We start from the raw sequence: 25,084 nt of genomic DNA, 5'->3' as shown, positions 1-25,084 counted from the left end.
TGGCGCCGTTTGCGGTTCCGCGTTGCTGATCGTCCGTTCCGGACTCAGGCTCGGCGTAGGGCACGCCGGCGTCCGGAGACAGGCGTCACCGGCGATCACGGGATCGAGGAGGGCGCATGACGTCGGACACGGAACCGAGCGCGGTACGCGCCGACGGCCCGGGGCTGCGCTGTCTGGTCACCGGGGCCACGGGATACATCGGCGGCCGGCTGGTCCCGGGACTGCTGGACGCGGGCCACACGGTGCGCTGTCTCGCCCGGAGCCCGGAGAAACTGCGCGACCATCCCTGGGTCGGCCGGACCGAGGTCGTACGCGGGGATGTCACCGACGCCGGGTCGCTCGGAGCGGCCATGGAGGGCATCGACGTGGCGTACTACCTGGTGCACGCGCTGGGCACCGGGCGCGACTTCGCGGCCACGGACCGCCGGGCGGCCCATGTCTTCGCCGAGCGGGCGAAGGCCGCCGGCGTACGCCGGATCGTCTACCTGGGCGGTCTCACCCCGGCCCGGGTGCCGGAGCGGGACCTCTCACCGCATCTGCGCTCACGCGCCGAGGTGGGCCGTATCCTCCTCGGCTCCGGGGTACCGACCGCGGTGCTGCGCGCCGCGGTCATCATCGGTTCCGGTTCCGCCTCCTTCGAGATGCTGCGCTATCTGACGGAGCGGCTGCCGGTGATGGTGACGCCGAGCTGGGTGCGTACCTCCATCCAGCCCATCGCGGTGCGGGATGTGCTGCGTTGTCTTGTCGGCTGTGCGCGGCTGCCCGCGGAGGTGAGCCGGGCCTTCGACATCGGCGGCCCCGAGGTGCTGACGTACCGGGACATGATGCGGCGCTACGCGGCGGTGGCTGGGCTGCCCCGGCGGCTCATCCTCGCGGTGCCCGTCCTGACACCGCGCCTGTCCAGCCACTGGATCGGTCTGGTGACGCCGGTCCCGCGCTCCATCGCCAGACCGCTGGCCGAGTCCCTGCGCCATGAGGTCATCTGCCACGAGAGGGACATCGCCCGGTATGTGCCCGACCCGCCGGGCGGACTGCTCAGCTTCGACCGCGCCGTCGAAATGGCGCTCCGGCGTATCCAGGACGCGAAGGTGACCACTCGCTGGTCGTCCGCCTCGCTGCCCGGCGCGCCGAGCGATCCGCTGCCCACCGATCCCGACTGGGCCGGTGGCAGTCTCTACACCGATCACCGGGAGATGACCGTGGACGCCTCGCCCGAGGCGCTCTGGCGTGTCATCGAGGGCATCGGCGGCGAGAACGGCTGGTACTCCTTCCCCCTGGCCTGGGCGGTGCGGGGCTGGCTCGACCGGATGGCCGGCGGGGTGGGGCTGCGCAGGGGCAGAAGGGACGCCCAGCGGCTGCGGGTCGGTGACTCGCTCGACTTCTGGCGGGTGGAGGAACTCGAACCGGGCAGGCTGCTGCGGCTGCGCGCCGAGATGCGGCTGCCGGGGCTGGCCTGGCTGGAGTTGCGCGTCGGCCATGACGACCAGGACCGGACGGTGTTCCGGCAGCGGGCGCTGTTCCATCCGCACGGGCTGCTGGGCCATGCCTACTGGTGGAGCGTCTCGCCCTTTCACGCGGCGGTGTTCGGCGGGATGGCGCGCAATATCGCCCGGGCGGCGGGGGCGGCCCGGCCGGAACCGGCCAGGACCTGACCGCGCCGGTGCGCGCCGGTGCGCGCCGGTGGCCCGGACAGGCCCTCGAAGGACGGCCGGTGGGCGGTCCGCGCTGCGAGGGCCGTTCCCGGACAGATCGCGGCACAGCGGTTCGGACCGGTCAGCCGTGTGTGGACGCCGTGTCGGTCGTTTCTCCCGCCGTGACGTCCAGGGCCCGCGTCTCCGGGCTCTTTACCCCCGGACTCTTTGCCCCCGGACTCTCTGTCCCCTGGCTCTCCGTCTCCGGCGTGGCCTCCGGCGACTTGGCCTCCGTGGTCTCCGTCTCCGCCGCGCGCGGCGCGGGGACGGGGGCGGCGGCCGGGGACCGGCGGAGGACGCGCCTGGCCAGTGGCTCCGTCCAGCGGGCTGCCAACGGGCCGAGGATCACCAGGATGAGGACATAGGCGGTGGCCAGCGGACCGACACGCGGCTCCACTCCGACCGCCAGCCCGGCGATCACGATGGAGAACTCGCCGCGCGCCACCAGGGTGCCCCCGGTGCGCCAGCGGCCCGCGGTCCTGACTCCGGCCCGCCGCGCCGCGTACCAGCCGGTGCCGATCTTGGTCGCGGTGGTGACCAGCGCCAGGATGAGCGCCGGGACCAGCACCGGCGGGATGGCGGCCGGATCGGTGTTCAGGCCGAAGAAGACGAAGAAGACGGCGGCGAACAGGTCACGCAGGGGCGCCAGCAGATTGTGCGCGCCCTCGGCGACCTCACCGGAGAGCGCGATGCCGACCAGGAACGCGCCGACGGCCGCGGAGACCTGGAGTTCCTGCGCGACCCCCGCGACCAGGACGGTGAGCCCGAGGACGACCAGGAGCAGCATCTCCGGATTGTCGGAGGAGACCGCGCGGCTGATGAGCCGGCCGTGGCGCAGCGCCAGATAGAGGACCGCGCCGACCGTACCGAGCGAGATCAGCAGCGTGACGCTGCCACCGGCCAGGCTCAGTCCGGCGAGCAGCGCCGTGAGCAGCGGCAGATAGACGGCCATGGCGAGGTCTTCGATGACCAGGACGCCGAGGATGACGGGCGTTTCGCGATTGCCCAGACGGCCGAGGTCGCCGAGGACCTTGGCTATGACGCCGGAGGAGGAGATCCAGGTGACACCGGCCAGCGCGACCGCCGCGACCGGGCCCCAGCCCAGGATCAGCGCGGCGGCGGCCCCGGGCACGGCGTTCAGTACGAAGTCGACGATGCCGGAGGGGTACTGGGTCTTGAGGTTGGAGACGAGTTCGGAGGCGCTGTACTCCAGCCCCAGCAGGAGCAGCAGCAGGATGACGCCGATCTCCGCGCCGGTGGCGATGAACTCCTCACTGGCGTTGAGCGGTAGCAGACCGCCGTGGCCGAAGGCGAGCCCGGCGAGCAGGTAGAGCGGTATGGCGGAGAAGCCCACCCGTCCGGCGAGCCGGCCGAGTATGCCGAGGCCCAGAATAACGGAGCCCAGTTCGATGAGCAGTGTGGTGGTCTCGTGCACGGGCGCTTATCCTCCGGCGATCAGTTCGGCGACGGCGTCCACGCCCTCCCGGGTGCCGACGACGACGAGGGTGTCCCCCAGGGCGAAGCGGAAGTCCGGAGCGGGCGAGGGAAAGGCGTCGGTGCGGCGCAGGACGGCGACTATGGACGCGCCGGTACGGGTCCGCGCCCGGGTGGCGCCAAGGGTCCGGCCGACATAGGGCGACCGCTTGGTGACCGGGATGTGTTCGGTGAGCAGGTCGATCTCAAGGTGCTGCGGAAGGTGGGCGACGGGGTCCGGCGTCAGGAGCTTGCTGAGCGCGCTCGCCTCGTACGGGGCGAGGGCGGTGGAGTCCTTGCAGGAGTCGTCGTCCTCGGGGTCGTGGAAGGCGAGAATGCGCCGCCCGTCCTGGTGCACGACGACCGACAGATGCTTTCCCGTCTCAGTGGTGAGGTCGTAGCGGGTACCGACCCCGGGCAGGGCGGTTTTGCTGACGTGAGCGGTGGGCTCCATGGGAACGCTCCATGCGGGCGTGCTGAGAGGTCTTCGGGCGCGGGGCCCCTGGCAGGCGCCGGGACAGGGTCCGACCCGCCGCCGGACATGAATTCTCCATCATTCGCGCCGGAAACCCTCAGCCCGGTCGTGCGGCGGGAGTCCGCGGTCCCCGGTTTGGGCAGAGAGTTGGGGGGCGCCCGTTCGAACAGCCCGTACGCGTGTACATCACACACGGGCGGTGCGGTCGGGCGCACCGGGCACGGCTGCCGCACGGAGTGACACGGGCACCGCGCGGGACGAATGGCACAGCACCAAGGGCCTTTCGTTTGGATCTGGCTGGGACAGGGAGCGGGGTCGGGTGGCGTGGATCGCGAGGCGGGGCGTCGACTCCCTCCTGTACCGAACGCCGCGAGGCGCGGTGCCGGGGCACGCGAGCCCGGCAAGATCCGAACGAGAGGCCCCGGGGCACGGGGCAGCACCGAGACAAGCGGAACGAGGCGAGGCATGAACCCGAGCAACGGCTGGGAGTTCACGGACGACCGAGGGCATCTGACGGTGGTACGCCGGCACCCGGCGCGGGTGGTGGCCTATGTGCAGGCCGGCGCGACGCTGTGGGACCACGGTCTGCACCCCCTGGGGATCTTCGGGTCCCACCATGACGGCGACACCCCCGACCCGGCGAAAGCCGGTGAGTTACCTCTCGCGGATCTGCGCTCCTTCGGCGCGGGCAGCGCGTTCGACCTGGACGGTCTGTTCGCGGCGGAACCGGACCTGGTGGTCGCCGTCAGCTACGGCGGCGGGCAGGTGTACGGCATCGACCCGGAGGCGGCCAAGCGTCTGGAGGAACGGCTGCCGCTGGTCGTCCTGGACGTGGGCAAGGACCGCCCGCTCGACGGCATCAGAGACCGGTTCACGGCGCTGGCCCGCACGCTGCGGACCGCGTTCGAGCCCGCCGTGGCGGACCTGGAGCGTGCGGAGGCCCGGCTCCGCGCGGCGACGGCCCGGCCCGCCCGGCCCCGCGTGCTGGCGCTGTCGGCCGCCGGACCGGATACGGCCTATCTGGCCAGGCCGGAGACCTGGCCGGATCTGCGGGCGCTCAGCGAACTGGGCACCGGGCTGATCGACCCGGTGGGGGGTGCCGGAGCCAACTGGCGTACGGCCGACTGGTCCGAGGCGGCCGCGCTGGAGCCGGATGTGGTACTCGCCGATGTGCGTGCGAACGCGGCGCCGCCCGAGCGGCTCCGGGGCAACACGCACTGGCGCGCGATCGAGGAGCGGGCGCTGGTCGTGCCGTGGAACCCGGAGGCGCCCTGCAGCCATCGCGCACACGCCCGGTTCCTGACCACGGTGGCGGACGCCGTGGGTCCGGCGTAGGGCATACGGGGGCGCGCTGTCGCCGGCGTGTCGGTGTCGTGTCGGCGGCGGCTGCCAGCGTGTCGCGCATGACACACGACATTTCTCGTCACGACGTTTCTCGTCTGACACCCGACAGAGACCGGCACGCTCCCGCCGCGCCCCGGACACTGCCGGTACGGCTTGTCGAGGTGATCGCCGTCACACGGATCACCCCGCACATGGGACGGATCACCTTCGGCGGGCCCGACCTCGCCGACTTCGCCGCCGACGGGCCCGATCAGCAGGTGAAGCTGTACTTCCCGCGCCCCGGGCAGACCGTCCCACGACTGCCCGGGGCCGGCCGGGACGGCGATGTGACGCGCTGGTACCGAGCGTTCCGGGCGATCCCGGAGGAGGAACGGCCCTGGGCGCGCAGCTATACGATCCGCTCGCACGACGCCTCGCGCGGCACGATCGACATCGATTTTGTACTGCACGGACAGGATGAAACGGACGGAGAAACCAGAAAGACCAGAGAGGCAGGGGGCGCCGGCGCCGGTCCCGGTCCGGCGACCCGGTGGGCACGGTCGGCCTCGCCCGGCGCGGTGCTCGGGATGTTCGGGCCGTCGGCGTACTTCGCCGCCCCCGTACCGGTCGGCACGACCGACTGGATGCTGCTGGCCGGGGACGAGGCGGCGCTGCCCGCCATCGGCACTCTTGTCGAGGCGCTGCCCGGGGGTGCCCGCGCGGTGGCGTATGTGGAGGTGCTGGACGCGGCGGAGGAGCAGCGGTTCGAGACGGCCGGGGAGGTGACCGTGCACTGGCTCCATCGCGGCACGGCTCCGGCCGGACACAGTCCGCTGGTGGCCGCGGTGCGGGACGCGGTGTTCCCGGAGGGGTCGGTCCTGGCGTGGCTCGGTGGTGAGGCAGGCGTGGTGCGCGCGCTGCGGCGCCATCTCGTGGACGAACGCGGGCTCGGCAGAGGATCGGTGAGCTTCACCGGCTACTGGCGGCTCGCCCTGACCCAGGACGACGCGCCGACGGAGGCGGACCTCGCGGAGGCGCGGGAGCGCCTGGCCGAGGCCCGGTCCACGGGCGCGCCCGACGGGGCACAGGAGCGGCGGGCCTGATCCGATCCGCCGGAGGCGGCCGTGCGGGCGCGGATCAGATCAGGGCCGCGGCCCGCCTCACCGTCAGGCGACCGCCTTCGGCGTGGGCGCGGGCATAGGCCCGCTCGTCCAGGGCCGCGCGCACGGCGGCCTCGGCCCGCGCCCGGGTCCGCGCCGGAGGCACCGAGGGGAAGAGCCGGAAGCCATTGCCCTCCGGCAGCTCCATGTGGTGGTCATGGGCGCCCAGCAGCCGTGCCGCGTCCTCCGCCCCTCCCAGATACGCCTTGGCCCAGGCCGCGCAGAGGAACTGATCGGCGATCAGGTCCGGGGCCACCAGATGGGCCAGGCCGTCCAGCCGCCGGACTGCCTGCCGTATCCGGTCCCGCGCCCCCGCGAACTCGCCGTCGAGGCAGTCCAGCCAGCCGAGCATCCCCTCGACCGTCCCGGCGAGCAGCGCCTGGGCGGAGAAGTCCGCGGCCTCTCGCTCCAGGGTGCGGAGCAGCGCCCGCGCCGGTTCCGTACGCCCCGTGCGACCGTAGTGCCGGGCCAGCAGCAGACCGGCGGTACCGGCGCTCCGGCCGATCCCCTCCCCCGCTTCCGCGACCGCCTCCAGCAACAGCCGTTCGGCGCGCTCCCCGGCAGCCGTGTCCTCCGCGGACTCCAGCCGTACGGACGCCAACTTGGCCTTGAAGAACGGCACTTGGTCATGCGCGCCGACCCGCGCACAGCTCTCCATGGCCCGTTCGAAATCGGCAGCGGCCTCCTGGTGACGGCCTTGCCGTTCATACGCCTCGCCGCGCGCCGCCAGCGACTCGGCGATCGCCACGAGATCACCTGCCCGCTCGAACAGCGCCAGGGCCTCGTCCGCGTCCCGCTCCGAGCCGGCCGTCCCGTCGGGACAGTCGCTGAGCACCTTCGCCCGCAGCATCAGCGCCAGGCCGAGATCCCAGCTCCCGGCCTCACCTCGCTCACGGCAGGCGCGCACCATCGCTCCCAGAGTCTCCGGCAGCCCCGGAAGTTCGCCCGTCATCAGGCGGGCGGCGAACCACATGGAGCCCGGCTGCCTGCTGTTCTGCGGCAGGCCGGGCCGGTAGGCCGCCACGATCGCCTCCAGCCGGGCCCGGGTGCCGGGCCGGGCGGGGTCGGCGCTGTCCCCCTCGGCGCTCGCCAGTGACAGCAGCCGCACCCCGCGCCGGGCCTCCCAGAGCTGTTCTTCCGACCAGGGCGGCGGGAGCGCCGTGCACGGCTCCGCCAGGGGTACGGCGGGGCGTACGGGCGGCAGAAAGGGATCGGGACCGAGCGCGGAGGCCGCGGCCGACCAGGCGCGGGCGTCGCTGTGGTGGCCGCGAAGCTGCCAGAACCAGCTCGTCGAGAGCGTGAGACAGAGCGCCTCCTGCTCCTCCTGGTGGCGGACGGCCGTACGCAGCGCGGCGCGCACGTTGCCGTGTTCCCGTTCGAACTGTTCCAGTCCGCAGACCTGGCCGGGCCCGCGCAGCCCGGGGTCGCCGGTGCGGACCAGTTCCCGGTAGGCGGTCAGATGGCGCCGCTCGACGGCCGCACGCTCCCCGGACTCGTCCAGGCGCTCGGCCGCGTACCCCCCGACGGTCTCCAGCAGCCGGTAGCGCATGCCGTCCGGGCTGCCGGGGTCGGCGACGACCAGCGAACTTTCCACCAGTGAGGCGAGAAGCCCGAGAGTGTCCTCCTCCGCGCAGACGGTCTCGGCCTCCGCGAGAGCGCAGCCGCCGGAGAAGACGGACAGCCGCCGCAGCACGGTCCGTTCGGGCTCTGTCAGCAGATCCCAGGACCAGTCCACGACGGCCCGCAGGGTCCGCTGTCTCGGCAGGGCCGTACGGCTGCCACTGCCTCGGCCGAGCAGCCGGAACCGGTCGTCGAGCCGATCCGCGATCTGACGCGGCGTGAGCACCCGTAGCCGTGCAGCCGCCAGTTCGATCGCGAGCGGAAGGCCGTCGAGTCCCCGGCAGATCTCGGCGCAGGCGAGCGGGTCGTCGTCGGTACGGAACCCGGCCCGCGCCGCGGCGCCTCGCTCGGCGAGCAGCCGGAGCGCGGCCTCCCGCGGCAGCGGCCCGACGGTCCGTACGCACTCACCGGGCACGCCCAGCGGTTCACGGCTGGTGGCCAGCACGGTCACTCCGGGGCAGCGGCCGAGCAGCGTCTCCGCCAGTCCGGCCGCCGCGCCGATCACATGCTCGCAGTTGTCCAGCACGATCAGCATCCGGCGCTGCCCGCAGCGCTCGGCCAGCTCGGTCAGGGCGTCGCGGGGCGCCGCGTCCGTGGCGGTCGGCCCCCGGACGACGGTCTCCCGCGCGCCGAGTGCGGTGAGGACCGCTTCCGCTACGGTCCCGGCGTCGCGCACCGGCGCCAGCTCGGCCGTCCAGACACCGTCGGGCCAGGCCCCGGCCGCCGCCCGGGCCGCTTCCAGGGACAGACGGGTCTTGCCGGCCCCGCCGGGACCGGTCAGGGTCACCAGCCGCGCGGCGCGCAGCTCGGCGGCGAGCGCCGTCAGCTCGGGTTCCCGGCCCACGAAGGAGGTGAGGGGGGCACGCAGATTACCGGCGCCGGGCCGGACCGGTGCCGGGCGGCCGACGGAGGAACCGCCTGCGGAGGCACGGGCGGAGAGCGGCTCCGCGCCCGTGTCGCCGGCCAGCAATTCCGCGTGCAGGAGGCGCAGTTCACGTCCCGGGCCGGTGCCGAGATGTTCGGCGAGACGCGCGCGGATCTCCTCGTACGCCAGCAGGGCCTCGGCCGGCCTGCCGGCCGCGCGCAGGGCCCTGATCCGCAGTGCCTGCGAAGGCTCGTCCAGTGGATGTTCGGCGGCGAGGGCGGCGAGCCCGGCCAGGGCCCGTTCGGGCCGGCCGCATGCCACCTCGGCGGCGAGCCTGCTCCGCCGGGCCTCGATGTGCCATTGCCCGGCGCGCACGGCCCCCGGATCCGTCTCCCGGCCGGGAAGATCCGCCAGCACGGGCCCGTCCCACAGAGCCAGCGCTTCGTCCAGCAGCACCACCGCCCGTCCGGCGTCGCCGGCGGCGAGTGCGGCCGCGCCCTCCGCGGCGAGCCGCTCGAAGCGGAACAGGTCGATGCCCTCCCGCCGGGCCGTCAGCCGGTACCCACCGGGCGCCGAAGCCACCGCGCCGCCGCCGAGGGCCCGCCGCAAGCGCCCCACCAGCGCCTGGAGCGCCGCGGACTCGTCGGCCGGAGCGCCGATGTCACCGGCCCAGATCTGGGCGATCAGCCGCCCCGGGTCCACCGCCCGGCCGCCCGCCGCGGCGAGCGCCGTCAGCAGCGCCCGCAGCCGCACCCCGCTGAGCGGCGCCTCGGTCCCGTCCGGTCGGATCGCCCGGGTGGCACCGAGAACGCGGTAGCGGTAGGTCACACGGCCATTGTCGCTGTCGCGCGGGCCCCGGAGCACCACGACCCGGTGCGGTGCGACCCGGTGCGGTGCGACCCGGGCCCACAAGGCCCTGTTCACAGCGCACGGATCACTGGGCTCACTGGGCCGGCTGGGCCCGCTGGGCCGGCTGGGCCCGCGTTACCGGGCTCTGAAGGTGTCGGCCGCGCACGGCTCAGGAAACCGAGACCCCGGCCGCCCGCTCAGCAGGCGAGGACCGCCTGCACGGTCTTGCCCTCGCCCGGTCCACCGAGCACGGAGAACTGACGCGAGAGCTCACGCACCATCGCGATCCCCCGGCCGCTCTCGGCCATCGTGTCCGCCGTCCGCAGCTTCGGCCGTACGGGGCTGCTGTCCTGGACCTCGACGGTGACCCGGCCGCGCTTCACGCTCAGTTGAAGCCGGCAGCCGCTCCTGCCGTGGCGGGTGGCGTTGGTGACCAGTTCGGAGACCACCAGCGTCGCGTCGTCCACCTGGTGCGCCGAGATCTGTTCGCCGCAGCCGTGGTTGAGGTAAGCGGCTGTCAGATGCCGCGCCCAGCGCGCGGATGCCTCCGACTGCGCCAGAATGTACGTGGCGCGTGCGGCACGCCGTCGGGCATGCCCGTGCGCACGCATGGCGATCACTCCCTTCGTCAGGGACCGGCGGCTGCTCGAACAGCCCAAAAGGCCCTCGCGACACGTTCGGTCCTTCCTTCTGCTGGTGCCCGGGTTGTGTGATCGGCAATCGTGGATGTCCCGGGGCGGACTTCCATGTCCATGACGAAGTGGCCCGCCCGCTTGCCGTAGCGATTGACACGGCTTCTTGATAGCAGCGTTACGCTCCGGTTGGTAGCATCCCTGTATGAGCACGCGAACCCGCATCCTGGAGGTGGCCGCCGACCTGCTGGCGAAATCACCGAACGGTGACATCTCCACGCGCGCGGTCTGCGACGCGGCCCAGGTCGGCGCACCGGTGCTCTACCGGCAGTTCGGCGACAAGGAGGGGCTGCTCTCCGCCGTCGTCGACCATGGCTTCGACAGCTATCTGGCGACCAAGCAGACGCACGAGCCGGGAGCCGATCCGATCGAGGATCTGCGCGAGGGCTGGGACAGTCATGTCGAGTTCGCGCTGAAGAATCCGAATCTGTACCGGCTGATGAACTCGCCCTCGATGCGGAAGCCGCCCGCTTCGGCCCTGGAGTCCCATCGGATCCTGCGCCGCGATCTGGAACGGGCCGCCGCCCGGGGAAAGCTGCGGATCTCCCCCGAAGTCGCCGCCCAGATGGTCATGTCGGCCAATGTCGGTGTGGCCCTGATGCTTGTCTCCCGTCCCGCCACCTTCACCGACCCCGATGTGTCCCGCCGGGTGCGCGACTCGGTGCACGCCGCCGTCTTCACTCCGGAGGCGATGTACGGCGGGACGCCGGGCGGCGGCGTCGAGGGATCGGCGCGCTCCACCGATCCGGCCGCCGGGACCCCGGCGGTGGCGGCGCGCCTGGGAGCGCTGCTGCGCCGGTCCCTGCCGCCCGGGCTCAGCACGGCGGAGGCCGCGCTGATGACCGAGTGGCTGGAACGGGTGTCGGACGGGCCCCGGGACGCGGGCCCGTCGTAACCCCCTCCGCGCTTTCCGCCGGACGTCTGGGTCGCCGGACGCCTCGGGTCACACCGGGGTGTGCGGGGCGAGGAGGTCATCGAGTCCGATGCGGCCGAGGAATGCGGCGCGGACGCGATCGGCCGCGTCGCTGACCTCCTCCGAACCGTCGCCCACCGGGTCGACATGGACACGGAACGGCCGCTGCCCGTGCGGTGTGTCTACGATCCGGACAATGGCGTCCGCCACCTGACGGACATCGGCGTCGGCCGGAGCCAGTGCGGCGAGGCGCTGGGAGACCTGGTCCATCAGTCCCGCGTACCGCCCCTCGTACACCTTCACGGTGGTCTCGTCGGCGGGGTGCCCTCCGGTCACGAAGTGGTTGGTCCCCGAGGTGAAGGAACCTGGCACGACGATGGAGGTCTCGATATTGAAGCGCGCCAGCTCGGCCGCGTAGCTGACGGCGAAGGCGTCCATGGCGGCCTTGGCCGCGAAATAGGGGGCGAGGTAGGGCGGGGTGCCCCCCTTGGTGCTGGTGGAACCGACCCAGAGAACCAGTCCGTTCTCCTGGGCGCGGAGCCGCGGCAGGGCGGCGCGGTTGACCCGCTGGGTCCCGAGGACATTGGTGTCGTAGACAGCGGCGATCTCTTCGGGGGTGAACGCCTCGCTCGGGCCGGTCACCATGTGGCCGGCGTTGTGTATCAGCACATCGAGGGTCGGCCGCTCGTCGAGTACGGTCGCGATCGCCGCGTCGGCCGACTCCTGTGACAGCACGTCGAGTTCCACGGTGCGCAGATCCACCCCGTGCTCGGCGGCGTAGCCCTCGGCCTCGGTGACGCGGGCCGCGTTACGGCCCGCGGTGTCACGCATGCCCGCGTAAACGGTGTGGCCCGCCCGCGCCAGGGCACGGGCCGTCAGGGCCCCGAAGCCGGATCCCGCACCGGTGATGACGACGGTCTTGCCCATGAGGAACTCCTGAAAGCGAATCAGCGAACGGGACGGTGAGGAGGAACGGGACGGCAGGGCGCGAGGGGCTACCGCTGGTCAGATGATGCCGCCGTTGGCGCGCACGACCTGGCCGTTGACCCAGCGGGCGGGGCCCGCCAGGAAGGCGACGACCTCGGCGATGTCCTCCGGCGTACCGAGGCGCTCCAGGGGCGGCTGGGCCGCCATCCGCGCGATGGTCTCCTCGTCCTTGCCGTCCAGGAACAGCGCGGTCGCGGTCGGGCCCGGGGCCACCGCGTTCACCGTGATGTCCCGGCCGCGCAGCTCGCGGGCCAGGATCAGGGTCATCGCCTCGACCGCGCCCTTGGTCGCGGCGTACGCGGTGTAACCGGGAAGGGCCAGCGCCAGCACGGACGAGGAGAAGTTGATGATCGCCCCGCCCTCGCGCAGCCGACGGGCCGCCTGCTGGTCGACGACGAAGGTGCCGCGGATGTTGGTGCGGTGCATTCGGTCGAGGGCGTCCAGGTCGATGTCGACCAGCGGGGCCAGGGTCATGCTGCCCGCGGCGTGGACGACGACGTCGACTCCGCCGTAGGTCTCCGTGGCGGTGTCGAAGAGGGCGGCGACAGCCGTTTCGTCGGCCACGTCGGCCCGGACGGAGATGGCCCGGCCGCCCGCGGCGGTGATGGCCTCGACCGCCGTGTCGGCCTCCGCCTTGTTTCCCGCGTAGTTGATGACAACCGCGAAGCCGTCCGCGGCCAACCGCTCGGCGCTCTGCCGGCCGATGCCCCGCGAGCCGCCCGTGACGATGGCCACCCGGGGCGCGGCGGTCGTGTTCTGCGTGGTGCTCTCAGCCATGACGATGCTCCGTTCTGGTCGGGGCACGCTCTCCGCGCCCCCGAAAGCAACGCTAACACCAATCGGTTAGCGTCGCTACCTCTCGTTCGTAGCGCCGCTACCCGGCCCCCACATCCGCCATCAGGTCCTGAAACGAGACCTACCCGAGAAACGGTACAAAAACTAACAATAGCCACTTCACGCCGGTTATTTGTTGTTCACAACCGAACGAAGTGCGGCGGGCTCGTGCACAACTCTTGACGTGTACGAAACACGGGAGAAGCATCTCCTCTACCGAGAGAGCGCTCTCCAGCTTCTTTCCGCTGTGCCTGCCCGTTGTCTGACGACCCAGGAGACACGCCAATGCACGCTCCACCACTCGCCTCGCCGGTGTTCCGGAGATCCTCACCCGCGCGCAGACGAGGACTGGCCGCTTCGGTCGCCGCCACGCTGATCGCTTCCCTGCTGCTTCTCATACCGAGCACCACCGCACAGGCCGCGCCGACCCTGCTTTCCCAGGGCAAGCCGGTGACCGCCTCCAGCACGGAGAACGGCGGGACCCCCGCCACCGGCGCCGTCGACGGTGACAACGGCACCCGCTGGTCGAGTGCCGCGGCCGATCCGCAGTGGATCCAGGTCGACCTCGGCTCCACGGTCGCGGTCAGCCAGGTCGTCCTGCGCTGGGAGACCGCGTACGCCAAGGCGTACCGGATCGAGTTCTCCACCAATGGCACGAGCTGGACGACGGCGTATTCCACGACGACGGGCCCCGGCGGCACGGAGACGCTCAACGTCTCGGGCAACGCGCGCTACGTACGGGTGTACGGCACCGCCCGCGCCACCCAGTACGGCTACTCCCTCTGGGAGTTCCAGGTGTACGGCGGCACGTCGGGCAACCCCGGCGGCCCGATCCAGGGCGGCGGTGACCTCGGTCCCAACGTCCTGGTCTTCGACCCGTCGACCCCGAACATCCAGGGCAGGCTGGACCAGATCTTCCAGCAGCAGGAGTCGGACCAGTTCGGCACCGGCCGCTACCAGCTTCTGTTCAAGCCCGGCACGTACAACAACATCAACGCGAACCTCGGCTTCTACACCTCGATCTCGGGTCTCGGGCTCTCGCCCGACGACACCACCTTCAACGGTGACGTGACCGTGGACGCCGGCTGGTTCAACGGCAACGCGACCCAGAACTTCTGGCGCTCCGCCGAGAACCTCGCGCTCAACCCGGTCAGCGGCACCAACCGCTGGGCCGTCGCGCAGGCGGCTCCGTTCCGCCGTATGCACGTCAAGGGCGGGCTCAACCTGGCGCCCAACGGTTACGGCTGGGCCAGTGGCGGCTACATCGCCGACAGCAAGATCGACGGCACCGTGGGACCGTACTCGCAGCAGCAGTGGTACACCCGCGACAGCTCCGTCGGCGGCTGGACCAACGGTGTCTGGAACATGACGTTCTCCGGTGTGGAGGGTGCGCCCGCGCAGGGCTTCCCGAACCCGCCGTACACCACGCTGAACACCACGCCCGTCTCGCGGGAGAAGCCGTTCCTGTACCTGGACGGCAACGCCTACAAGGTGTTCGTTCCCGCCAAGCGCACCAACGCTCGCGGCACCACCTGGGGCAATGGCGCGCCGCAGGGCCAGTCCCTGCCGCTCGACCAGTTCTACGTGGTCAAGCCGGGCGCGACCGCGGCGACGATCAACGCGGCACTCGCCCAGGGCCTCAACCTGCTCTTCACCCCGGGCATTTACCACGTCGACCAGCCGATCAATGTGACGCGTGCGAACACCGTCGTCCTGGGCCTCGGCCTCGCCACGATCATCCCGGACAACGGTGTGACGGCCATGAAGGTGGCCGATGTGGACGGAGTGAAGCTCGCCGGCTTCCTGATCGACGCCGGTCCGGTGAACTCTCCGACGCTGCTGGAGGTCGGCCCGCAGGGAGCGGCCACGGACCACTCCGCGAACCCGACCACCGTTCAGGACGTCTTCGTCAGGATCGGCGGCGCGGGCCCCGGCAAGGCCACCACCAGCATGGTGATCAACAGCGATGACACGATCATCGACCACACCTGGGTGTGGCGTGCCGACCACGGCGCGGGAGTCGGCTGGGAGACCAACCGGGCCGACTACGGTGTCCGGGTCAACGGTGACGACGTTCTGGCCACCGGCCTCTTCGTCGAACACTTCAACAAGTACGACGTCGTCTGGGCCGGTGAGAACGGCAAGACGATCTTCTTCCAGAACGAGAAGGCGTACGACGCGCCGAATCAGGCGTCGATCCAGAACGGCAACATCAAGGGTTACGCCGCCTACAAGGTCGAGGATTCGGTCAACGTTCACGAGGGATGGGGTCTGGGCAGTTACTGCAACTACACCTCGGACCCGAACATCCAGCAGGACCACGGGTTCCAGGCGCCGGTCAAGCCCGGTGTCAAGTTCCACGACCTGCTGGTCGTCTCCCTCGGCGGCATGGGCCAGTACAACCATGTGATCAACAACACCGGATCGCCCACCTCGGGCACCTCGACGATCCCGTCGACGGTGACCTCGTTCCCGTAAAGCAGGTGAACGGATGACCGGGAAACCGGTCGAAGGATAATCCGGTCAGCACCACGCGGGACCCGGCCTCGATTCGAGGCCGGGTCCTGTCGCGTCCGGGGCACCCCGGAGGACGGCGGACCGTCAGACGCACGGCTCGTCAGTCCCACACGCCGTCAGGCATACGGGACGTCAGCCGGGCCGGAGGCCGCCCTCCGGACCACCACCTGGCATTCCCCCGGAAGGCGCAATATTCATACGATCAGTCCGGATATCTTCCGGGCTGCCCCGCCGGCCCCCTCGGGCCTCTGACCCGCTCATTCATGGCTCAGACGCCGGGAGCCGTCGCGTCCCGGGCCACGGTTTCGGCCCGGCGTTCGAATGGCGACGCCTCCGGCGCCCGAACAGACTTGACGACATGTCGGCCAGACACAGCGCGGGGCTCCTTCTGTACCGGTTCACGGACACCGGTGCCGACGTGCTGCTCGGACACATGGGCGGCCCGTACTGGTCGGGCCGCCACGCCGCCGCCTGGTCGATTCCCAAGGGAGAGCACGGCCCCGAGGAGCAGCCCGAGGCCGCGGCCCGCCGGGAGTTCCAGGAGGAGCTGGGTGTGCCGCCGCCCGAGGGACCCTGGACACCGCTCGGCGCGTCCCGGCAGCGGGGCGGCAAGACGGTCACAGTCTGGGCCGTCGAGGGAGATCTCGACCCCGCACGGGCCGTACTCGGCACGTTCACCATGGAGTGGCCGAGGGGCTCGGGTGTCCTGCGTGAGTTCCCGGAGCTGGACCGGGTCGCCTGGTTCCCACTGGAGGACGCGGTGGAGCCGCTGGTGACGGGGCAGCGGGTGTTCCTCGACAGGCTGGGCCGGTGCATACGCGAGGACCGCCGTCAGCCTCCGTCCGCCCGCTAGGGCCTCGCTGTCCAGGAAAGGCATTTCCCCGTGCAACCTCGCACCCACACTCTTGTCGCCGTCGGCACGGCGCTGCTCGTCGCGTCGGTCCTCCCCACAGTCGTGCTTCCCCAGCTGGCCGCGCACTCTCCCTCCCCGCCCGATCCCGCGAAGGCGTCCCCGATGACGCCCGGCGCGGTGCCGCCTCCCGGCTCGCTGCCCTCCCGGCAGGGCGCGGCGGGTCCGGAGGGCGGGACGGGCGAGCTGGATCCGCCCACCCCGGACGGAGTCCCCGGCCCACCCGCCGCGAACGGCGTGCCGGGTCCCCCGGCCCGGGACGGCGTACCGGGCCCGCCGCCCTCACCGGGGGCACCGGGTCCTTCCGCCCCGGACGGAGTACCGGGCCCACCCGCCGCGAACGGCCCGGGCCGCGGGCTTCCCCGTGGCGAGGGCGTGGTCACCGCGGCGGAACTGCTGTCGAGGGTCAGCCAGTGCAACCAGATCTCGGACGGCCTGTACCGCCTCGACGAGAGCAGTCCGGCGACGGTCCCCGTCTGCGACGCGAACGGCGCCGTGTTCTGGAAGGCCGACATGGACATCGACTGCGACGGCCAGGTCACCACGCAGTGCGGACCCTCGACCGATCGCTCGTTCCAGTTCCAGACGGCCTATATGCAGGCCGACGGCAGACCGCTGAAGTCGGAGGAACTGCCGTATGTCGTCGTACCGAACCCGAGTCCGATCTGGGACCACACGTCGTCGGGCATTCGGGGCGGCACGCTCGCGGCCGTCATCCACGGCGACAACGTGCAGTACGGCGTCGTCGGCGACACGGGCCCGGCCGAGATCATCGGCGAGGCCTCGTACGCCACGGCCCGTGCTCTGGGGATCCCGGGCGACCCCAACCGGGGCGGCACCAGCTCCGGGGTGACGTACATCCTGTTCAAGGACTCGGGGATCTCACCCATCGAGGACCAGAGCGCGGCTGTGCAGCTCGGCAGCGAGCTGGCGCGGAAGTTCGTCGACGAGAACTGACACGGTCCGCCCGGAGGGCGGGACCTGACACGCCCCGGTCGGCGGCGGGCCCAGGACGGGGCCCGCCGCCGACCGCCTGCCGGTCAGACGATTCCTTCGGAGATCTCCGACTGCTCCCGGGCGTTCCCGTATGCCTTGGGTGTGCTGTACGAGCCACGGGCGACGTACCACCACACCGTCGCCAGAACCAGCACGACGGCCAGGGCGATCACCGCGTAGTTCATCGAGTCGACGGTCACCGGGTTCGACTGCGGCAGACAGAAGAGCACGGTGACGAGGGCCACCCACGCGACGGCGATCCAGCCGATCGGCTTGCTCCAGCGGCCCAGGGTCCAGGGGCCGGACTCGAAGCGGTTCCCGGCGCGCAGCTTCAGATAGATCGGGATGGCGTACGCGGGTGTGATCCCGATGACGTTGATGGCCGTCACCGCGCCGTAGGCGGTCGCGGACTTGAGGGAGGGCACGGCGAGCAGGCACGCGACGACGACCGACAGCCAGACCGCGGGCACCGGGGTCTGGGTGCGGCTGCTGACGCGCCGCCACAGCGCGGAGCCCGGCAGGGCGTTGTCGCGGCTGAAGGCGAAAACCATCCGGCTGGCGGCGGCCACCTCGGCGTTGCCGCAGAAGAGCTGGGCCACGATCACCAGGAGCAGCAGCACCGTGGCTCCGCTCGTACCGAGGGCGTCGATCAGGATCTGCGCGGGCGGTACACCCGTGGCGCTGTTCTGGGTGCCCGCGTAGTCCTGGATCGCGAAGGTGAGACCGGCCAGCAGGACAAAACCGGCCACCCAGGAGACCCAGATGGCCCGCACGATGCCGCGCGCCGCGGAGACCGAGGCGTTGGAGGTCTCCTCGGACAGATGCGCCGACGCGTCGTAGCCGGAGAAGGTGTACTGCGCCAGCAGCAGCCCGATGGCCGCGACATAGACCGGGTTGTCCCAGCCGGTGTCATTGACGAACTCGGTGAAGACGAACGACGGTGACTGGTGGCGGTCGGGCACGATCGCCAGGGCGCCGACGATGACGGCGACACCGGCGAGATGCCACCAGACACTGATCGAGTTGAGCACACTCACCAGCCGTACGCCGAACAGGTTCAGCACGGCGTGCAGCAGCAGGATGCACATGAATATGACCATGGTCCAGCCGGGTGTGGGCTCGAAGCCCCACTGCAGATTGAGAAAGGCCCCGGTGAACAGCGCGGCACCGTAGTCGATACCGGCGATCGCGCCCAGCAGTCCCAGCAGGTTCAGCCAGCCGGTGTACCAGCCCCACTTGCGGCCGCCCAGCCGGTCCGCCATGTAGTAGAGGGCGCCGGAGGTGGGATAGGCGCTGGTGACCTCCGCGAGCGCCATGCCCACACAGAGCACGAACAGACCGACACCCGCCCAGCCCCAGAGCATCACCGAGGGTCCGCCGGCGCCCATGCCGAAGCCGTAGAGCGTCATACAGCCGGACAGGATGGAGATGACGGAGAAGCTGATGGCGAAGTTGCCGAAGCCTCCCATGCGGCGTGCGAGGACCGGCTGATAGCCCAGTTCGCGCAGGCGCTGCTCCTCATCCTTCTGCGGTGTGGCATCGGCCTTCGACCAGGCCGGTGGGGACAGGGACATGGGAGGTACCTCCGGTCGGAATCATTGCGGAGCCTGGTGGTGCGTGCGGTACGGCGGGCTCCGGCTCAGCCGGACGGCCCGTTCCGCGGATCACGGGCCGCGCCCAGACAGCGGCTGCGGGCACGGAGGAACACTTCCTCCGCCTGTGCGGAGTCCCCGGGGCTGCGGGTGCGGTACGCCCACGGCAGAGAGGTGTAGAACGGCCCCAGGGCCTCGAACACCCGGGCCGCCTGGTCGAACTGGAGCGCGCCCCACAGCGCGTGCGCGAGATGGTTGAGGTCGAGCAGCGACGCCGCGGGCAGCGGCGCCCGGTCGAACCACAGCTCCAGGGCCCGCAGGGCGTCCCTGGTGGCGTCCTCGGTGACCCAGTGCAGGTCGAGGGCCTTCTCGTGACCGTTCTCCCGGCGGTAGCGCTCCACCCTGACGAACAGCGGCAGCACATGCAGCGCCGACCCCTCGGGCGCCGCAGAGGCCGCCCACTGGACGAAGTTGACCGCTTCGGAGAGGGAGCCGTCGGCCCGCCGCGCGTACACGAACTGGAGCATGCGGTGGTACGCCTCGCGGTTGTACGGATCGCGCTTGTCCGCCTCGGCCAGCAGGGCCCACGGTCCGTGAAACAGCATCGGCCCGGGCGGCGCCAGCCGGTGCTCCTCCAGTTGCTGGCGGCTGTCGAGCTGGGACAGGGCCAGCAGACACACCCAGGGCACCGGGTCCGCCGGGGCGTGCCGCGCGGCGTTCCCGCAGGCCTCCCACGCCCCCTGCCACAGCTCCTGGGTCCGGGGGTGGCCGTCGCGGTGGGCGCGCAGGGCGCGCTCCACCAGGACACGGGTGTGCATCACGGTCGCCGCGACACTGCGGGGCTCTTCGGCCCGCCATGCCTGTACGGCGTCGGAACCGGCGGCCACCGCGGCGAGCACCTGGGTCCGCTGGGTCCACAGCGCCCAATCGGGTGTCTCCGCGAGGAGGTTGCGCATCGAGACCCAGCGGCCCGTGCGCAGATCCTGGACCGCGGCGCGCAGTTCGTTGTCGTGGCCCGCCGGATGGTAGACGGGACGGAAATGATCGTTCGCCATCAGCGCGGATCCGTCGGCGGGAGCGGGGCGGGAGAAGCTAGCACCGGGCCGCCGCCTCAGTCCCGGCGCCGGCCGCGAGCGCGCCTCGCCGCACCGGCCGGCGCCCGGCGGCCACCGTCCGGACCCGGCAGGTACGAGAGTGATCCGCGGCCTCGCGACGCGCGGCTCCGGACGGCGCCGCTTCCACGACACGCCCCGGGCCGAGGCGCCGCCCGGGTGAAAATGTGGTCGTCATAGATCCTCTAGCACGGTGGGGGGTGAAGCGATCCGGCTTTCCTCACGCATAGACACGGACCTGCCGTGCCCGCAGCCACAGGCGAACCGGTCGGGGTCGCCCTGCCGCTGCTCGGCGATCAGTGTAGGGGCCGGAGTGTCGTCACTCGAACACTTTGCTGATCTTTCGCAACTCTCCGTTGATCAAAGAAGGTTGCGCATCTCCGGACCGGGCTGTCCGGACGATTTCCGGCGGGCCGGGCAGAGCGCCCACAGACGGCCCTGAGAACCCTTGACGCCCGCTCTGACCTGCACCACGCTTTCGCACATCGATCACCGCCCCTGCGACCGAAGAACGGGACATGCCGCCGGCCCACCACTCCTCCGCCTCCCTCACCGGCCCGGCCGCCCGGCCGGTGCTCGCTGTCGACCAGGGCACCTCGTCCACCAAGGCGCTGGTCATCTGTCCCGAACGCGGCGTCATCGGCGCGGGATCGGCCCCGGCGCCGCCCCGGTACGGCTCCGGCGGACTGGTCGAGGTCGATCCGGCCGTGCTGCTCTCCTCCGTCCTCGAAGCGGGACGCCAGGCCCTCGCCGACGCGGCAGAACCGGTCGCGGCCGTCGGCCTGGCCAACCAGGGCGAGACGGTCCTCGCCTGGGATCCGGAAACGGGTACGCCGCTCACCGACGCGATCGTGTGGCAGGACCGGCGCGCCGAGGCGCTGTGCGCCGAACTCGCCCCGCACGACGAGCGGTTGACCCAACTGACCGGGCTGCCCCTCGACCCGTACTTCGCCGCGCCCAAGATGGCCTGGATCCGGCGCCGGCTGACCCGCGAGGGCGCCGTCACCACCAGCGACTCCTGGCTGATCCACCAGTTGACGGGCGCGTTCGTCACGGACGCCGCGACCGCGGGACGCACCCAGCTCCTCGACCTCGACCGCGTCGACTGGTCGCCGGCGGCCCTGGAGATCTTCGGACTGTCCGGCGAGGCGCTGCCCCGTGTCGTCGACGCCGCCGGGCCGGTCGGCACCACCACCGCCTTCGGCTACGAGATCCCGCTGACCGGGCTGCTCGTCGACCAGCAGGCCGCGCTGCTCGCCCAGGACGTGACCGAACCGGGCACCGCGAAGTGCACCTACGGCACCGGTGCGTTCCTGCTCGCGCAGACCGGCGAGCGGCCGCGCCGAGGGACGTCGGGGCTGGTGAGCTGTGTCGCCTGGCGGCTCGACGGCCGTACCAGCTACTGCCTCGACGGACAGGTCTACACGGCGGCCTCCGCGGTGCGCTGGCTCACCGATCTCGGAGTGATCTCCGGGGCCGCCGACCTCGACCCGGTCGGCTCCTCCGTGCCGGACAGCGGCGGTGTCACCTTCGTACCGGCGCTCGCCGGGCTCGCGGCTCCCTGGTGGCGCGGAGATCTGCGCGGCTCGGTGACCGGCCTGGGCCTGGACACCGGAGCCGGGCATCTGGTGCGGGCGCTGTGCGAAGGCATCGCCGCCCAGGTCGTCGAGCTGGCCGACGCGGTGGCCACCGATCTCGGGGAGCCGCTGACGAGCCTGCGGGTGGACGGCGGTCTGACCCGCTCGGCGCTGCTGATGCAGACCCAGGCCGATCTGCTGCAACGGCCCGTGGAGGTCTCGGCGCTGCCCGATGTCACCGCACTCGGCGTGGGCGCCCTCGCACGTCTGGGACTCGCCCCGGAGCTGCCGCTCCGGCGGGTGATCCCCGAGTGGAAGCCCGCCGCGGTCTACGAACCGCGGATCGGCGCGGACGAGGCGGCCACCCGGCTGGACGTCTTCCGCTCGGCCGTGACCGCGCTGCTCGACCGTACTCCCCCGCCCACCGCACCCCGCCGACCTGGAGCACCATGACTGTCACGACCGCGGGAGCGCTGCCGGACGAGGTGTACGACATCGTGGTCGTCGGCGCCGGAGTGGTCGGCGCCGCCATCGCCCGGGAGCTGACGCGCTACCCCTCGCGCGTCGCGCTCGTGGATGCCTCCGACGATGTCGGCGACGGTACGTCGAAGGCCAACACGGCGATTCTGCACACCGGTTTCGACGCGGTGCCCGGTTCGCTGGAGTCCCGGCTGGTGCGGGAGGGACAGCGGCGGCTGGCCGCCTACGCCGAGGAGACCGGCATCCCCGTCGAGCCGCTCGGCGCCCTGCTGGTCGCCTGGGACGACGGCCAACTGGCCGCGCTGCCGGGGCTGGTGGAGAAGGCCGAGCGCAACGGCTGCCACGACACACGGCTGCTGGGCGCGGACGAGCTGTACTCCCGTGAGCCGCGCCTTGGGCCCGGTGCGCTCGGCGCGCTCGAAGTCCCCGGCGAGAGCATCATCTGCCCCTGGACGACAACGCTCGCGTACGCCACCCAGGCCGTCCTGGGCGGAGCCGATCTGCATCTCAACTGCCGGGTGGAGAAGGCCGCGAGCGGGGAGCCGCACCACCTCGTCACCTCACGCGGCCCGTTGCGCGCGCACACGCTGATCAACGCGGCCGGTCTGCACGCCGACGAGATCGACCGGCTGCTCGGCCACCACGACTTCACCGTGACTCCGCGACGAGGCCAGCTCATGGTCTTCGACAAACAGGCACGCGGCCTCGTCCGGCACATCCTGCTGCCGGTGCCGACCGCGCTCGGCAAGGGCGTGCTGGTGGCGCCGACGGTGTACGGCAATGTGATGCTCGGGCCGACCGCGGAGGACATCGACGACAAGACGGCCACCGGATCATCGGCGGCAGGGCTCGCGTATCTGCGGGACAAGGGCCGCCGCGTCATGCCGGAGCTGCTCGACGAGGAGGTCACCGCGGTCTACGCCGGACTGCGCGCCGCCACGGACAAGGACGACTACCGGATCCGCTGCCACGCGGAACAGCGATATGTGACCGTCGGCGGCATCCGCTCCACCGGACTGACCGCGTCCATGGCGATCGCCGCCCATGTCGTGGAACTCCTGGCCGCCGCCGGCCAGGACCTGGGAACACCCCGCGCTCTCGCACCGGTACGGATGCCGAATCTGGGCGAGGCGTTTCCCCGCCCGTACGAGCGCGCCGACCTGATCGCCGCCGACCCCGAGTACGGGAAAATCGTCTGCCACTGCGAGCGGGTCACCCGCGGCGAGATCCGCGACGCCCTCGCCGGCCCTCTCCCGCCCAGCTCGGCCGAAGGGCTGCGGCGGCGCACCCGCGCCCGCGGCGGCCGGTGCCAGGGCTTCTACTGCGGCGCCGCCGTACGCGCCCTGTTCCCGCCCGCCACTCCCGGCGGCGAACCGTTCCCGCGGCCGGAGGTCGGACCATGAACGCCACAGCGAACGCGGCAGGACGGCGGGAACGCACCGTCGATGTCCTGGTGATCGGCGCGGGCCCGGCCGGGCTGGCCGCGGCGGCCCGGCTCGCCGCGGCGGGCGCCGGTACGGTCGAGGTCGTCGACCGCGAGGAACAGGCCGGGGGCGTCCCGCGCCACTGCTACCACGGCGGCTTCGGGCTGCGCGAGCTGCGGCGCCCGATGAGCGGCCCCGCCTACGCCCGCCACTGGTGCGACCTGGCGGCCGGGGCCGGCGCCGTCGTGCGCACCGGTGTCTCCGTCACCGGCTGGGCGGGGCAGCGCGACACGGGGCCGCGGTCGTGGCGGGCCCCCGCCCGGGGCGGGTGGCCCCAGGGGCCGCCGGGCCCGCTCGCCCTGGACACCACCAGCGCGCACGGCCTGGAACGGATCACCGCCGGGGCCGTCGTCCTCGCCACCGGCGCGCGTGAACGCCCGCGCAGCGCACGGCTGGTGCCCGGCACCAGACCGGCCGGAGTCTTCACCACCGGCGAGCTGCAGCAGGCAGTCCATCTGCACCACCAGCGGATCGGCCGGCGGGCGGTCGTCGTGGGCGCCGAACCCGTCAGCCACTCCGCCGCGCGCACCCTGCGCAGCGCGGGCGTCGAGGTCGCGGCGATGGTCACCGACCAGGCGCGCCACCAGTCCTCCCTGGCGTCCGGGCTGGCCACCCGGCTGCGGCACCATGTCCCGCTGCTCACCGGGACGACCGTGACCGAACTGCTCGGGCGCGGCCGGCTCACCGGCCTCGCGCTCACCCACACCGACGGCAGGACCACGACCGTCGCCTGTGACACGGTCGTGTTCACCGGCGACTGGATCCCCGACCAGGAACTGGCCGCGCTGGGCGGTATCACGCTGGACCGGGGCACCCGGGGCCCGGCGGTCGACACCGCGTTCCGTACGGCCGCCCCGGGGATCTTCGCGGTCGGCAACCTGATCCACGCCGTCGAGCCCGCCGGCACCGCCGCCCGGGAGGGCCGGCTTGTCGCCGGGCCGGTGCTGCGGTATCTGGCGGACGGGGAGTGGCCGGGCGGCCAGGTGCCGGTGGAGGTCGACGCGCCTCTGCGCTGGGTCTCGCCGAACCGGATCGACCCGCGCGGCCCACGGCCCCCGCTGGGCCGGTTCACCCTGCGGACGGCCCGTGCGGCGGGGCGGCTGTCGGTCCTGGTCGTCAGCCAGGACGGCCGGGTGCTGCACCGCGAGCGGCTGCGCCGGGGCGCGGTGCCGAACCGGCCGCTGTACGCGTCCGCGGACTGGATCGACAGGGCGGATCCGGGCGGGGGCCCGGTGGTGATCACGGCGGACTGAGCGGCGAGGTCCCGGCGGACATGGCCGGGGCAAGGGGCGGCCCCACCGGCAGGGGGGGTGGGCCGGTGGGGCCGGTGAGCTCGTGCGGCTGAGGGGGGGGAAGGCCGCGAGCTCGGGTCGTCAGTGCGTGTGCCCCCGTCCGGGAGAGATATGCACGCGGGTTTTCCATTCGGCGCGGGGCGCCTCCGGCGGGGGGTGCGGGGTCGTTCCGGAGTACTGGCCCGGACCGCGGGAACACCACCCCGGCACGCCCCCCTCCCTCCGCACCACGCCCCCCGCGC

General features: G+C 72.2%; 18 protein-coding genes. 10 read left to right on the top strand and 8 right to left on the bottom strand.

Annotated elements, in window-relative coordinates; translation table 11 throughout:
• Positions 1-116 precede the first annotated feature (116 nt).
• The gene (locus ABZ707_RS07800) at positions 117-1,652 is read left to right on the top strand and encodes an SDR family oxidoreductase (RefSeq protein ID WP_360169474.1); all 1,536 of its coding nucleotides are present in this window, start codon (positions 117-119) and stop codon (positions 1,650-1,652) included.
• 121 nt (positions 1,653-1,773) lie between these two features.
• Here the strand turns inward: ABZ707_RS07800 and ABZ707_RS07795 are convergent, their stop codons facing one another.
• The gene (locus ABZ707_RS07795) at positions 1,774-3,126 is read right to left on the bottom strand and encodes a cation:proton antiporter (RefSeq protein WP_360169471.1); all 1,353 of its coding nucleotides are present in this window, start codon (positions 3,124-3,126) and stop codon (positions 1,774-1,776) included.
• Positions 3,127-3,132: 6 nt separating this feature from the next.
• Positions 3,133-3,618: a TrkA C-terminal domain-containing protein gene (locus ABZ707_RS07790; protein ID WP_360169468.1), complete on the bottom strand. Its 486-nt coding sequence runs from the start codon at positions 3,616-3,618 to the stop codon at positions 3,133-3,135.
• 486 nt (positions 3,619-4,104) lie between these two features.
• Between ABZ707_RS07790 and ABZ707_RS07785 the strand changes: the two genes are divergently transcribed.
• Both ABZ707_RS07785 and ABZ707_RS07780 read left to right on the top strand, forming a co-directional pair.
• Positions 4,105-4,974 carry an ABC transporter substrate-binding protein gene (locus ABZ707_RS07785; protein WP_360169465.1) on the top strand — a complete coding sequence of 290 codons (870 nt, stop codon included), beginning with the start codon at positions 4,105-4,107 and terminating at the stop codon, positions 4,972-4,974.
• Positions 4,975-5,042: 68 nt separating this feature from the next.
• Positions 5,043-6,065, top strand: a complete 1,023-nt coding sequence (locus tag ABZ707_RS07780) for a siderophore-interacting protein (protein ID WP_360169462.1) — start codon at positions 5,043-5,045, stop codon at positions 6,063-6,065.
• A 34-nt stretch (positions 6,066-6,099) separates the two neighbouring features.
• On the opposite strand, the gene ABZ707_RS07775 is transcribed toward ABZ707_RS07780, so the two are convergent.
• Both ABZ707_RS07775 and ABZ707_RS07770 read right to left on the bottom strand, forming a co-directional pair.
• Positions 6,100-9,531 (bottom strand): BTAD domain-containing putative transcriptional regulator, encoded by a 3,432-nt coding sequence (locus ABZ707_RS07775; RefSeq protein ID WP_360169459.1) that lies wholly within the window; start codon positions 9,529-9,531, stop codon positions 6,100-6,102.
• Between the two features lie 122 nt (positions 9,532-9,653).
• Positions 9,654-10,067 carry an ATP-binding protein gene (locus ABZ707_RS07770; protein ID WP_360169456.1) on the bottom strand — a complete coding sequence of 138 codons (414 nt, stop codon included), beginning with the start codon at positions 10,065-10,067 and terminating at the stop codon, positions 9,654-9,656.
• A gap of 226 nt (positions 10,068-10,293) precedes the next feature.
• Here ABZ707_RS07770 and ABZ707_RS07765 point away from each other — a divergent pair, with 226 nt between their 5' ends.
• On the top strand, positions 10,294-11,043 hold the full coding sequence (locus ABZ707_RS07765) for a TetR/AcrR family transcriptional regulator (protein ID WP_360169453.1): 750 nt from the start codon (positions 10,294-10,296) through the stop codon (positions 11,041-11,043).
• Between the two features lie 48 nt (positions 11,044-11,091).
• Here ABZ707_RS07765 and ABZ707_RS07760 read toward each other — a convergent pair whose 3' ends face one another.
• Together ABZ707_RS07760 and ABZ707_RS07755 are read right to left on the bottom strand one after the other, a co-directional pair.
• Positions 11,092-11,988 carry an SDR family NAD(P)-dependent oxidoreductase gene (locus ABZ707_RS07760; protein ID WP_360169450.1) on the bottom strand — a complete coding sequence of 299 codons (897 nt, stop codon included), beginning with the start codon at positions 11,986-11,988 and terminating at the stop codon, positions 11,092-11,094.
• A gap of 78 nt (positions 11,989-12,066) precedes the next feature.
• Positions 12,067-12,825, bottom strand: coding sequence for an SDR family oxidoreductase (locus ABZ707_RS07755; protein ID WP_360169447.1), 759 nt, complete (start codon positions 12,823-12,825; stop codon positions 12,067-12,069).
• Positions 12,826-13,167: 342 nt separating this feature from the next.
• On the opposite strand from ABZ707_RS07755, the gene ABZ707_RS07750 reads away from it, so the two are divergent.
• From ABZ707_RS07750 to ABZ707_RS07740, 3 genes are all read left to right on the top strand, one after another.
• Positions 13,168-15,360 (top strand): discoidin domain-containing protein, encoded by a 2,193-nt coding sequence (locus ABZ707_RS07750; protein ID WP_360169444.1) that lies wholly within the window; start codon positions 13,168-13,170, stop codon positions 15,358-15,360.
• A gap of 397 nt (positions 15,361-15,757) precedes the next feature.
• The gene (locus tag ABZ707_RS07745) at positions 15,758-16,252 is read left to right on the top strand and encodes an NUDIX domain-containing protein (RefSeq protein WP_360169441.1); all 495 of its coding nucleotides are present in this window, start codon (positions 15,758-15,760) and stop codon (positions 16,250-16,252) included.
• Between the two features lie 30 nt (positions 16,253-16,282).
• A complete protein-coding gene (locus ABZ707_RS07740; RefSeq protein ID WP_360169438.1) occupies positions 16,283-17,266 on the top strand; it encodes a glycoside hydrolase family 75 protein in 984 nt (327 codons plus the stop codon).
• An 83-nt stretch (positions 17,267-17,349) separates the two neighbouring features.
• Here ABZ707_RS07740 and ABZ707_RS07735 read toward each other — a convergent pair whose 3' ends face one another.
• A complete protein-coding gene (locus tag ABZ707_RS07735; RefSeq protein ID WP_360169435.1) occupies positions 17,350-18,879 on the bottom strand; it encodes an amino acid permease in 1,530 nt (509 codons plus the stop codon).
• A 65-nt stretch (positions 18,880-18,944) separates the two neighbouring features.
• Positions 18,945-19,952 carry a hypothetical protein gene (locus ABZ707_RS07730; protein WP_360169432.1) on the bottom strand — a complete coding sequence of 336 codons (1,008 nt, stop codon included), beginning with the start codon at positions 19,950-19,952 and terminating at the stop codon, positions 18,945-18,947.
• A 575-nt stretch (positions 19,953-20,527) separates the two neighbouring features.
• Here ABZ707_RS07730 and ABZ707_RS07725 point away from each other — a divergent pair.
• From ABZ707_RS07725 to ABZ707_RS07715, 3 genes are read left to right on the top strand one after another with little or no spacing between them, the layout of a single operon-like run.
• Positions 20,528-22,039, top strand: a complete 1,512-nt coding sequence (locus ABZ707_RS07725; RefSeq protein WP_360169429.1) for an FGGY family carbohydrate kinase — start codon at positions 20,528-20,530, stop codon at positions 22,037-22,039.
• On the top strand, positions 22,036-23,469 hold the full coding sequence (locus ABZ707_RS07720; protein ID WP_360169426.1) for an FAD-dependent oxidoreductase: 1,434 nt from the start codon (positions 22,036-22,038) through the stop codon (positions 23,467-23,469). Before ABZ707_RS07725 ends, ABZ707_RS07720 begins: the two co-directional genes overlap by 4 nt.
• Positions 23,466-24,803 (top strand): FAD-dependent oxidoreductase, encoded by a 1,338-nt coding sequence (locus ABZ707_RS07715; RefSeq protein WP_360169423.1) that lies wholly within the window; start codon positions 23,466-23,468, stop codon positions 24,801-24,803. The genes ABZ707_RS07720 and ABZ707_RS07715 overlap by 4 nt, the downstream gene beginning before the upstream one ends.
• The last annotated feature ends 281 nt before the right edge of the window (positions 24,804-25,084 follow it).

The sequence above is a fragment of the Streptomyces sp. NPDC006923 genome (assembly GCF_040635655.1).
Lineage (GTDB): Bacteria > Actinomycetota > Actinomycetes > Streptomycetales > Streptomycetaceae > Streptomyces.
This window is presented reverse-complemented; position numbering and strand designations above follow the sequence as displayed.

What these genes read in the sequence shown, in the direction of transcription:
- ABZ707_RS07800 (WP_360169474.1), top strand. Translation starts at nt 117, where the DNA reads ATGACGTCGGACACGGAACCGAGCGCGGTACGCGCCGACGGCCCGGGG.
- ABZ707_RS07790 (WP_360169468.1), bottom strand. Translation starts at nt 3,618, where the DNA reads ATGGAGCCCACCGCTCACGTCAGCAAAACCGCCCTGCCCGGGGTCGGT.
- ABZ707_RS07785 (WP_360169465.1), top strand. Translation starts at nt 4,105, where the DNA reads ATGAACCCGAGCAACGGCTGGGAGTTCACGGACGACCGAGGGCATCTG.
- ABZ707_RS07780 (WP_360169462.1), top strand. Translation starts at nt 5,043, where the DNA reads ATGACACACGACATTTCTCGTCACGACGTTTCTCGTCTGACACCCGAC.
- ABZ707_RS07770 (WP_360169456.1), bottom strand. Translation starts at nt 10,067, where the DNA reads ATGCGTGCGCACGGGCATGCCCGACGGCGTGCCGCACGCGCCACGTAC.
- ABZ707_RS07765 (WP_360169453.1), top strand. Translation starts at nt 10,294, where the DNA reads ATGAGCACGCGAACCCGCATCCTGGAGGTGGCCGCCGACCTGCTGGCG.
- ABZ707_RS07760 (WP_360169450.1), bottom strand. Translation starts at nt 11,988, where the DNA reads ATGGGCAAGACCGTCGTCATCACCGGTGCGGGATCCGGCTTCGGGGCC.
- ABZ707_RS07755 (WP_360169447.1), bottom strand. Translation starts at nt 12,825, where the DNA reads ATGGCTGAGAGCACCACGCAGAACACGACCGCCGCGCCCCGGGTGGCC.
- ABZ707_RS07750 (WP_360169444.1), top strand. Translation starts at nt 13,168, where the DNA reads ATGCACGCTCCACCACTCGCCTCGCCGGTGTTCCGGAGATCCTCACCC.
- ABZ707_RS07745 (WP_360169441.1), top strand. Translation starts at nt 15,758, where the DNA reads ATGTCGGCCAGACACAGCGCGGGGCTCCTTCTGTACCGGTTCACGGAC.
- ABZ707_RS07735 (WP_360169435.1), bottom strand. Translation starts at nt 18,879, where the DNA reads ATGTCCCTGTCCCCACCGGCCTGGTCGAAGGCCGATGCCACACCGCAG.
- ABZ707_RS07730 (WP_360169432.1), bottom strand. Translation starts at nt 19,952, where the DNA reads ATGGCGAACGATCATTTCCGTCCCGTCTACCATCCGGCGGGCCACGAC.
- ABZ707_RS07725 (WP_360169429.1), top strand. Translation starts at nt 20,528, where the DNA reads ATGCCGCCGGCCCACCACTCCTCCGCCTCCCTCACCGGCCCGGCCGCC.
- ABZ707_RS07720 (WP_360169426.1), top strand. Translation starts at nt 22,036, where the DNA reads ATGACTGTCACGACCGCGGGAGCGCTGCCGGACGAGGTGTACGACATC.
- ABZ707_RS07715 (WP_360169423.1), top strand. Translation starts at nt 23,466, where the DNA reads ATGAACGCCACAGCGAACGCGGCAGGACGGCGGGAACGCACCGTCGAT.